The 10,540-nt window shown below is 38.2% G+C and carries 9 protein-coding genes and 1 pseudogene; 4 read left to right on the top strand and 6 right to left on the bottom strand.

The genetic code is table 11. The features are described 5' to 3' along the window. Positions 1-91 precede the first annotated feature (91 nt). Entirely contained in the window at positions 92-241 is a 150-nt protein-coding gene (locus tag F6K27_RS31010) for a hypothetical protein (RefSeq protein WP_287279663.1), read from the bottom strand. Between the two features lie 148 nt (positions 242-389). On the opposite strand from F6K27_RS31010, the pseudogene F6K27_RS31005 reads away from it, so the two are divergent. Continuing rightward, positions 390-558, top strand: a pseudogene (locus F6K27_RS31005) (IS1 family transposase); the annotation flags it as partial. A 751-nt stretch (positions 559-1,309) separates the two neighbouring features. Here the strand turns inward: F6K27_RS31005 and F6K27_RS31000 are convergent. Then, complete coding sequence (locus F6K27_RS31000) at positions 1,310-1,729, bottom strand: AbrB family transcriptional regulator (RefSeq protein WP_287279662.1); 420 nt, start codon at positions 1,727-1,729, stop codon at positions 1,310-1,312. Between the two features lie 311 nt (positions 1,730-2,040). On the opposite strand from F6K27_RS31000, the gene F6K27_RS30995 reads away from it, so the two are divergent. The 3 genes from F6K27_RS30995 to pyrR all read left to right on the top strand — a co-directional run bounded on the left by F6K27_RS30995 (position 2,041) and on the right by pyrR (position 4,816). Further along, positions 2,041-2,484 (top strand): RrF2 family transcriptional regulator, encoded by a 444-nt coding sequence (locus F6K27_RS30995; RefSeq protein WP_124143059.1) that lies wholly within the window; start codon positions 2,041-2,043, stop codon positions 2,482-2,484. A gap of 281 nt (positions 2,485-2,765) precedes the next feature. Next, positions 2,766-3,779, top strand: coding sequence for an adenosylcobinamide-phosphate synthase CbiB (cbiB, locus tag F6K27_RS30990; RefSeq protein ID WP_287279661.1), 1,014 nt, complete (start codon positions 2,766-2,768; stop codon positions 3,777-3,779). 506 nt (positions 3,780-4,285) lie between these two features. Continuing rightward, a complete protein-coding gene (gene pyrR / locus F6K27_RS30985) occupies positions 4,286-4,816 on the top strand; it encodes a bifunctional pyr operon transcriptional regulator/uracil phosphoribosyltransferase PyrR (RefSeq protein WP_124155468.1) in 531 nt (176 codons plus the stop codon). A 505-nt stretch (positions 4,817-5,321) separates the two neighbouring features. Here the strand turns inward: pyrR and opcA are convergent. From opcA to F6K27_RS30965, 4 genes are all read right to left on the bottom strand, one after another. Beyond that, the gene (gene opcA / locus F6K27_RS30980) at positions 5,322-6,644 is read right to left on the bottom strand and encodes a glucose-6-phosphate dehydrogenase assembly protein OpcA (RefSeq protein WP_287279660.1); all 1,323 of its coding nucleotides are present in this window, start codon (positions 6,642-6,644) and stop codon (positions 5,322-5,324) included. A gap of 311 nt (positions 6,645-6,955) precedes the next feature. Beyond that, entirely contained in the window at positions 6,956-8,485 is a 1,530-nt protein-coding gene (gene zwf / locus F6K27_RS30975; RefSeq protein ID WP_287279659.1) for a glucose-6-phosphate dehydrogenase, read from the bottom strand. A 332-nt stretch (positions 8,486-8,817) separates the two neighbouring features. Further along, a complete protein-coding gene (gene tal, locus F6K27_RS30970; protein ID WP_287242347.1) occupies positions 8,818-9,966 on the bottom strand; it encodes a transaldolase in 1,149 nt (382 codons plus the stop codon). Between the two features lie 170 nt (positions 9,967-10,136). Beyond that, positions 10,137-10,346, bottom strand: coding sequence for a hypothetical protein (locus F6K27_RS30965; RefSeq protein WP_287279658.1), 210 nt, complete (start codon positions 10,344-10,346; stop codon positions 10,137-10,139). Positions 10,347-10,540 lie beyond the last annotated feature (194 nt).

Below are 10,540 nucleotides of genomic sequence, written 5' to 3'. Positions count from 1 at the left end.
TTCAAAGCAAGGGGGCATTGCAGTAGGGGTTGTTTCTTTCATTCCTTGCGATCGCTTCGACGTAAAATTATTGATTTACAAGCATTATAGTCTAATTTGGCCAGTTAAGTTGTGTAAGTCCCACTATCAGGTTCAGTAATACCTCTACTGTTTGAGACAAGGATTTGTCTGCAATTTCGGTCGGGTTAATTGTTTGCAGGACTTGCTCTACTAATTTTTTGCTGTCATTATTTTGTCTCATATTTCATATTCTATAACCAACTTTATTCTCCTGTTATTATTCTTTATCCTTTATTCTTTTTTGTGATTTAGCCGATATTCTCGATCGCGATTTTTGGTCTTGGCAGCTATCATAATTGCCTACCCCATCATATTGAGTAGATACTTGCAAAACTTATATGACCCGCGTGTTACGGAGAAAACACTCGCTTGAGACATTATCTGGCTCGACTCAAACGCAAAACCCTCTGTTACTCCAAATCCTTAACAATGCTTAAGTATTCTATTCGCTTGCTAGTACATTACTTGAAATTCAAGACTGTGCCAGTTCTTTTCTGAGCATTACACATTCACCAACGCCAATATATGAGCATGGCAGAGGAAAGTCATCTATGAGCTTTATTCCATTTTTTCTTACTTCCTGCAAACATTGTGGTCAAAAGAGAAGATAAAAACAGATTGTATAGCAGAAGGAAAAAGGAAGAAGGAAAAATCTGGTGTTGCATAATTGTAGGATGATAATCACATTTGCACGCATCTTAAAATCTTGATAGATCAAAAAAAATTTTTTGACACATATCAAAATCATCCCATGATGATGCAACGCCAAAATCTTGTGTTGTCTGAGTTTTAAACTTTTGATATGTCCGCGCCCTTTCCTTCGACTAGCTATACTAAAAAATATTTGCCTCCTTATAGTGAACGCAATCACTATTAAACCGGGGTTGCACATTATGGAATGACATTGCCAAAAATTGGTTTAGATTTTGACTAAAAATAACCATTAATTAATGATTCTAGCAATTGATTAATCCACAATCCAATTCAATCAAAAATATCAAATCATTCGTCACTGTGCAACGCCATTAAACCAATATATACCGTAATCTTTGTGACACTTTACATTCTGTAGAGAAATACTACGAAGGTACTAAATTAGTATTGACATATTGACCACGAGAAGAAGTATTTACAAAAAAGTGATGGTACAGCTATTGGTGCAACAAGCATCAATCGCTATAGTTCTTGATGCTTGAAGTGAAGAGAATCAGTGAAATAGAGAATCTGTTAAGTAAGATGTAGTCTTAACTTAAGATGCTGCTGCTGATACTTCTTCTCCTTCTTCCACAACTTTACCTGCTTCTACTTGACGCAGGTGAATATGTTTACGTCCCAAAGAAATCTCAAACTCATCTCCTGGCTCTAATTCCATTATTTTAGTATAAGCTGCGCCAATTAGTAAATTACCGTTGGATTGTACACTAATTCTATAGCTAGCAGAGCGTCCTCCACGGCCATTACCATTCTGTTTACTATCTAATTGAATACCCTCAGCATCAATCAAAGCATTCAAAAACTTCATCATGTTAACTCGTTCAACACCATTTTTAGTAACAGTGTAGTAGCCACATTCTCTAGCCTTCTTTTCCTTACTTTGATTACCTAAGTCTTTGACTTTTTTAAGTAAATCTTCCCCAGATAAGGGATCAATATTTTTCTTTTTAGCCATATTTTCAGTCCTAACATTTTGCTACAGTTATCAGTTTTTATCTTGGTTTGTTTAAATTCCAAGAAACGATAAACAAATATTTGCTCGTAAAACTATATTACACTAATTATCTAAATATTTCACATATTCGACAAATTTTTAACACAATATTCTGAGAAGAGCTATTGATTATAGCCACCAATCATATCTATAGTATGTAATATTAAGCATTGCGCTATCAACTATCAACTATTCACCTATTTAGTTGAAGGGCCTATTAATATAGTTATAGCTATAAATTCCTGAAGTCCCTTTGAATTAAACACAATACAATGAAGTTAACTACTCGTGGACATTATAGTGTTAAGGCACTTTTAGATTTGAGTTTACAACAAAATAATACTCCTATATCTGTCAAAGAAATAGCACTACGTCAAGACATACCTATAGCCTACCTTGAAAAGTTATTAATAGAGATGCGTCGTGCTGGTTTAGTCAAATCAGTTCGTGGTGCCCAAGGAGGATATAAATTAGCTAAATTACCTGCTCAAATATCTATAGGACAAATACTAGAATCCGTGGGTGAAACAATCAAACCTTTACCTAGATATGTTCCTGATAATAAACAGGCAGAAGACTGGGTTACTTATTCTATCTGGCATAGATTAGATAAAAAACTTTCTGAAGCACTTTACAATATTTCTTTAGAAGACTTATACTATGATGTCCGTAGTTGGCAAGCTGTAGTAGGAGAAGAAGCGAGTTTTGTTGTTTAATTTTTGATAGCTTGAGTGTCAAGTTGTAAGAGTTAATCAGTAGTATATGATTCATAAGCATTCAGCTATTAGCACTCAGCACTTCAGCAATTAATAATGAATAATTACTTCTGAGGTTAGGTCTGGGGACTTTAACAGTAACTTTTTATTCAAACTCAATTTAAAAGGTTGCTTTTACCTTTCCCAACATTAATAGCTGATAGCTAATAGCTGACAGCTAAATGCTTACTATGATTCACCATGATTACTTATTAAAACAAATTTATAACTATTGAATTCCTGTGAGTGCCAACTATACTTTAATTATTCTTTTCATAGCTGCTTGCCTAGATTATTTGATTGGCGATCCTTGGGATTGGCCACATCCTGTAAAGTTCTTAGGTTGGATAATTACTCATTACACTAAACAAATATTTAAACTCACTAAACCTTATCAAGATAACTCTCACGTATTTATACTTAGATTGTCAGGTATATTACTAGCGATCGCTCTTGTTTTGGGTAGTGGAATTATCAGTTGGTTAATTATTCAAGCTTTACGAATAAACTTTACCCAATTTCCTTTATTAACAGTAATAATAGAGAGTATTTTATTAGCTAGCTGTTTTGCGGGAAAAAGTTTAAGTATGGCAGCTAAAGAAGTACTTCAACTGGTAAGAAGTGACAATTTAATTCAAGCACGTCAAAAATTAAGTATGTATGTAGGTAGAGATACAGAAAATTTATCAATATCGGAAATATTTCGAGCAATTTTTGAAACAGTAACAGAAAATGCAACAGATGGAGTAATTGCACCTTTATTTTACGCTTTAGTGGGAGCCATAATACCAGGTGTAGGTAGCGTACCTTTAGCATTTGCTTACAAAGCTGCTAGTACATTAGATTCGATGATTGGGTACAAAGAAGCGCCCTATACTGATATAGGATGGTTTAGTGCCAAACTAGAGGACGTTTTAACTTGGCTACCCTGTCGCTTAAATGTGCTGACTATAGCTTTGCTCTCTGGTAAACCTTTATATGTTTGGAGAATATGTCAAAGGGATGCGGTGAAAGACCCTAGTCCTAATGCTGGTTGGAGTGAATGTGCCTATGCTGCAACCTTGGGAGTACAGGTAGGTGGTACAAATTTGTACAAGGGAGTGGTTAAACATAAACCACTATTAGGAGACCCCACCTATCCAATTACACCAGAAATTATTGATCGAGCATTGCAGTTAACTCGATATTGCTTTCTAATTTGGTTAGGGTTATTTTTTATTTGTTATATAATGTCCGGTAGCATCGGTATTGTATAGTGAAGGTAAGGAAGAAGGAAGAAGGAAGAGGGAAGAAGGCTTAAAAGTATGAAAAAACGTAAATTTCCTGTAGATATTCACCCTTGGTTTTACACAAACGTGCCCCAGGGGACATGATATTATTTATCAAAATAATTGGGTGTAATATCCCGCCTTGATTGGCGAAATGTTTTTGGAGGGGAGCTTATAGCGGTTTTCAAGGTTTTCAAATAGATAGAGTACAGTGGTCAAAGCATTTTTCTGCTCCCTACTCCCTACTCCCTACTCCCTAAGCAAAAACAGGACTTACGCAAAGACACTGTGTATAGAGTCCAGTAACTATTAGACAATAGTTATGAGTACTATATATAGCGTATATGCGTAAGTCCTAAAAAAGAATTTTTTAGTCTACTTAATAATGAAAACTGCTGTAAATCACCGTTACAAAAACAACTTCTGACTTCTGACTTCTGACTTCTGACTTCGTTTGACTTCTGACTTCTGACTTCATTAAGGTGGTGGAATATATGAGCAATACTGTAGAAATTTTATCCGCACAGGAGTTACGGCGTACTGTTACTCGTCTTGCTTCCCAAGTAATTGAAAATGCGGGAGATTTGTCTCAACTGGTATTGTTAGGCATCTATACTAGAGGAGTACCGCTAGCGAAAATATTAGCAAATCAAATTGAATTGCTAGAGCAAGTCAAGATACCTGTGGGAGCATTGGATATTACTTTTTATCGGGATGACTTGAACATAACGGGAATGCGAACTCCAGCTAAAACGGAAATTCCTGGTGATATTACTGGCAAGATTGTGGTTTTAGTTGACGATGTGATCTATAAAGGTCGAACAGTGCGAGCTGCTTTGAACGCAGTTCTTGAATATGGTCGCCCAGAAGCAATTAAATTAGTTGTGTTGGTTGATAGAGGTCATCGGGAACTACCAATTCATCCAGATTTCACAGGTAAGAAGCTACCCACTTCTAGAGAAGAGAAGGTCAAAGTTTATGTGCAAGATATTGATCGGAGAGATGGTGTGGAGTTATTTCGCTAGTGCCGCTACGCGGAAGTCAAAAGTTAAAATTCAAAAGCGAGTGCGTAATTCTGAGGTCCCCTCAGAATGTAAGACGCACTCAAGACAGTCAAAAGTATTGATTGGTAAGGCTTTTAGGATTTTGTTACTGGTTATATCATGTTCGAATAATCAGTTATAAAAACCTTATCTCTTTGAATCTTTCTTTCCCTTCTGCCTTCTGCCTTGCTTTCTCCAAAGTATAAGTATTTAACCGAACATGATATTAGTTATTTCTGCAATCCTGCACTAGAAAGTGTGAGGAGTGTGAGGAGTTCGGGGAGATGGGAACCCACCCCTAACCCCTCCCTGGAGGGGAACGTGGGGAGATGGAGAAAGAGTTGGCAATGGTGCTCAGATTGTTGATTTAAAACAGTTTGTAGGGGCAAACGGCTGTTTGCTTGCGCATACTTCGTAACGCCCCTACGGTTTCTTCAAGCTAAAAAATCTGCCGATCGCTCTCGGTGCTGACCACTGAGGTGCTTTTTTAACGTAACTTGAGAATGTCAGCAGTTATAGCCAAACTCTCTTCATATAAAACTTCCCGACCCCAACGTTGTAACTGTTGAGCCATCAAATATTCTGCTTTCTGATCGCTCAAAGCACTGACTTGCTCTGTACGACAAGACTGGGCACTACCACCTGCTTCTAATCGCATACAACCAGTATCTTCAGAACACAAAATCGTGCAACAGTCAGCATTGGGATTACTAGACCCCAAACGCACGCCCACTAAATCTCCAGGAATTTCACCATAGTCAGCGGTAGGAATTGCTGCTAACTCAGCTAAAATCTCCTTATCCGTAGGACTGGTAAACTTGACATGAACGATATCATAATCACCACCAGTCTCAGTATAAGCTGTAGGTTGCCAATCAAGACGACTAGCAAACCACCCCAAAAACATTAGTGCTTGGGCAGCATTCCCTTTTTCATAGTCAAGAGTAATTTTATCTATTTCACCCAAGGAAGCACGACGTTGTGGTGGATCGAAAGTGGCAGCAGCTAATTCTTGCCATGCAGAGAGACGATGCCAATTTAAATCAGCAATGTATGTTTGATTTTCGATCAACTCTTGCATTTTGAGAAATTCTGAATCTGCATCGCTAAAATAAGATGAATCCAGAATAATGCAATTGCTATTTTCACATAGGTTTCGGAATAATTCTTGTTCTTGATTGGGGGTAGCTTTCCACCAAACAAATTTAGGCAAGTCAGGAATCATCAATGATGTCACGACATCACTCACCCTTTCCAGTGCTTCTTTAGTTCCGCGTAGAGTAATATATTCACAGCAAGTTAATGAAGACTGCTTTTTCTTTACTGGGCAATAAGCAGAAACTTGTGCTGTTACCCCTGTATCTTCTCCAAAAGTAGGACATAGTGTGATGACTCGACAGGGGTTTTGATCTGCAATTACTTCACTAATGCTAAATCCTCTAGCATCCATGTTAGGGAATTGCCGAGTTTCTGGAGATTTTGCAGCCCACTCTGAACGTAACTTAGCGAGAGTCTCCGAGTCTATCCTACCTGTTATTGGTAACTGATAAGCTTTTTGAGCCTCTTTGATGGCATCACGGGCCTCATTGCCGTTAATACCATCTATTTCACCTTTGTAGAATCCCAAACCAGCCAAAAGTTGTTGAAATTCTTCGGGTTCATATACTACCATACTGAAAGTAGCTGCTCTGGTGGCGATCGCAGTTGCTTTTCCACCACTTTGACCGAGCCAGATTTTACTAAGTTCTGCTTCAATTTCTCCGAGAGAAATATCTTTTGGTTGTTGTAAGGCAACAAGTGTTGTACTCATTTTTCTTGTTTGTAAATGCTTTACTGATGGTTATTTGTAGCGCTACGCGCTAGGGGATAGGCAACAGGGAACAGGGAACAGGGAATAGCAGACTGTAAAAGGGTTTTAGGATTGAGAAATGTCCGCGCCCAATTCTTGTAGCGAGCCATGTTATCCGCCAAGAAATAAATTTCTTGGCTCAAAGCAGAAGTCATCTAAAGATGACTAAAGATAACTTATTTATTATGGCTAATTAATGAGACTTGATATAAGTCACAATTGGAAGAAATCCTTCTGCCTTCTGCCCTCTGTCTTCTGCCTTCTGCCTTCTACTACAGTCGGCGCCAACGACGACCATCACGATTGAGTAACAGTTCAGATTCAACTGGTCCCCATGTACCTGCTTCATACAAAGGTATGGCCTCTGGTGGTGCTGGAGCATCCCAGATACCTAGTATTGGTGTTAATGCTCGCCAAGATGCTTCTACTTCATCACCATGAGTAAATAGTGTTTGGTCTCCTAACATACAATCAACTAACAATCGACTGTAAGCATCTGTACTGGGTTTACCAAAAGCAGTATCGTAACGGAAATCCATATCTACTGAACGAGTCCGCAGGGAACTGCCTGGAGTTTTTACCTCGAAACGCATAGAAATTCCTTCATTTGGCTGAATTCGCAAAGCCAATACGTTAGGATTTGCTTGTTTAGCTGCTGACTGGAACATTAAATATGGTACTTCTTTGAACTGAATCGCGATTTCTGAGACTTTTTTCGGCATTCGCTTACCAGTCCGCAGATAAAATGGAACTCCTTTCCAACGCCAGTTATCAATATAGAGTTTCAGTGCTGCATAAGTAGGTGTGGTGGAGTTGGGGTCTGCTCCTCCTTCTTCCCGATAAGCTGGTACATCTTTGCCTTTCATCCAACCGTTTGTATACTGGCCACGAATTGCAGAAAGCTCCAGGCGTTCTAAGTCTGCCAAGCGGGTTGCCTGAACTACTTTTACCTTTTCGTTACGAATACTGTCAGCATCGAGGGAATTAGGGGGTTCCATTGCTGTGAGGGAGAATAGTTGCATCAGATGATTTTGTACCATGTCCCGCAGGGCACCTGATGTTTCATAATATCCAGCACGTCCTTCTAATCCTACTGTTTCTGCAACAGTGATTTGAACGTTATCGACAAATTGACGATTCCATAGGGGTTCAAAAATGGCATTGGCAAATCGAAATACCATTAAGTTTTGAACTGTTTCTTTTCCTAGATAGTGGTCGATGCGATATATTTGCTCTTCTGGGCAAACTTGGCGAACGATTTTATTGAGTACCTGAGCGGAGCTGAGGTCTCTACCAAAGGGTTTTTCAATTACTAATCTATGTTTTTTGGGGTCTTCTAACATTCCTGCTGCGCCTAACTGTTGAGCAGCTTCTCCAAAAAAGCGTGGTGCTACAGATAAGTAAAATACGCGATTACCTCGCGTACCTCTTTCTTCGTCAAGTTGGCTCAAAAATTCTTTTAGTTTTTGGTAATCTTCTGGTTTGTCGATATTACCGGGAGAGTAAAAAATTCCTTTGGCAAAGTCATTCCAGAGTTCTTCAGATTGTAATCCACCACCAAATTCTTCTACGCCAGTCCGCATTTGTTCGCGGAAGTAATCATGGCTCCATTCTCTGCGTGCTACTCCGACTATTGTTAGTTCGGGGGGGAGTCTGCGCTCTAGCTTCATTTGATAGAGTGCTGGAACGAGTTTCCTTTGAGTTAGGTCCCCTGAAGCACCGAAGATAATTAAAATCTGGGGTTCTGGGACTCGGTCTTGTTGTAACCCAATCCGCAGGGGATTTTCTAATAGTGCTACCATCTATGTTGACTCCTTCTAATTTAGTTACCTATAGAAGCTTGTTTGTTTTTGCCGAGGTGTGCTATTTTATTATTTCACTACAATTAGCTATGTTGATTGTTTTATACTAAATAATTAAATAATTCAGCGTCTTTAGCTACATTAATTTTAATTTTTGGTCATCAGTCAAACCGTTTTTTTTTAAGTTTCGGCTGTCGCCGACATGAAAATGACTGATGACATATAGCAAGGAACGAGTTGCTTAGGAATTAGGAATATAGATTGATGATGAACCGTATGCTTTTCCCACTGTTCCCTGTTCCCTGTTCTCTGTTCCCTGCTATAAGATTTTTCTAACTTGAGACAGGTGCTAATTTTTTGACTTTTTCTTCTAGGGAGTTAATTAGGGAACTAAAGGGTTTGATAAATTTGTCGATCCCTTCTGCTAGCAGTTCGTCCATAACTTGGTCGATATTGATATTAATATCGGGGTCTTTAAGACTTTCTATTAGCTGCATCGCTTCTTCTATATTAGTCTCTACTCGGTTATCAACATGACAGTGATCAGCACAAGCATCTATGGTTTGGGGAGGCAAAGTATTTACTGTATCAGGCCCAATTAATTCATCCACATACATCACATCACTGTAGGTGGGATTTTTGGTGCTAGTACTTGCCCATAATAGCCTTTGCATTGTTGCACCTTTTGCAGATAGAGCTTTCCAGCGGTCGCTCTGAATAATTTTTTTGTATTCTTGATAGGCTATTTTGGCATTAGCGATCGCTACTTTTCCTTTGACGGTTTCTAGTTTGGCCTTGACAGTATCATCGGTTACATTCTTGATTTTGCTATCAATAGTAGCGTCAATATTACTATCAATGCGACTTAAAAAGAAACTTGCCACAGAAGCTATCTTACTGACATCTTCTCCTTTAGCTGCTCTTGCTTCTAGACCTTCAATATAGGCCCAAGCGGTGTTTACATAGCTTTCTACAGAAAATAGCAAAGTGACATTGACATTAATTCCTTCACTAATAACTTTTGTTACTGCTGGTAAACCTTCTGGCGTACCTGGAATTTTAATCATTAGGTTTTCGCGACCGATAGCAGTATAATAACGAATTGCTTCGCTGATGGTACTTTCTGTATCTTTGGCTATAGTAGGTGGGACCTCAATACTAATATAACCATCTAATCCATTAGTTTGTTCGTAGACTGGCATAAATATATCGCAAGCATCACGAATATCCTTAAAAACAAGAGATTCGTAAATTTCCATCACTGACTTACCAGCGCTGATACCTGCTTCAATATCTGCATCATAGATAGCATTACCAGCGATTGCTTTCTCAAAGATAGCGGGATTAGAAGTGATACCACGAATCCCTTTCTGGGCAATCATATTTTTGAGTTCCCCAGACTCAATGATATTGCGACTGAGATTATCCATCCAGATACTCTGACCGAAGTCTTTGATTTCGAGCAAATGATTAGTTGTCATAGCTACCTTACCTTAATTGTTACTATTTTCCTTGGAGTTTTTTGTGTTCTTATATACTGCGAAAAAAGAACTAAGCTGTTAATTTTTCAAACGCAGTATTCAAAATTTCTTTAGTATTGCGATCAGCAGTCAGAAAGTTGAAATAAAATCTGCGTTCTGATTACAAACTTTTACATACCGACGTTAAGTTGTATTAACCGCTCAACTAAACTTACTAAAAAGTCTGAAAGTATAGTCATTCGTAGTGGTTCAAGCACTACAGGGTTAAACGGCAAACCCTTTATTCCCTGGTCAAAAACATCGGGAATTACTTTTCTAATTATATTAAATGCTCCATTCACATCAGCATTTAATAACTTCTTCTCTCCTGTTTTATACAATCCTCTTGCTATTCTTTTTCCTTTAAATATCGGTTTTGACTCACCAGATTTTTGTAATTCATCTTGATCTAAAGAACTTGATTGTGATCTATAGGATTCTTCGGTAATTATTACTTTTATCCCTTTTTAATGAGCTTTAGATCTTAACATCTCTATTCATCTATAATCAGGTATGTTAACAAACTGTTGATTGT

This window comes from Okeania sp. SIO2F5 (assembly GCF_010692685.1).
GTDB classification, from domain to species: Bacteria; Cyanobacteriota; Cyanobacteriia; order Cyanobacteriales; family Microcoleaceae; genus Okeania; species Okeania hirsuta.
The sequence above is the reverse complement of the archived record's forward strand: the minus strand, read 5'-3'. Positions and strand labels throughout refer to the sequence as shown.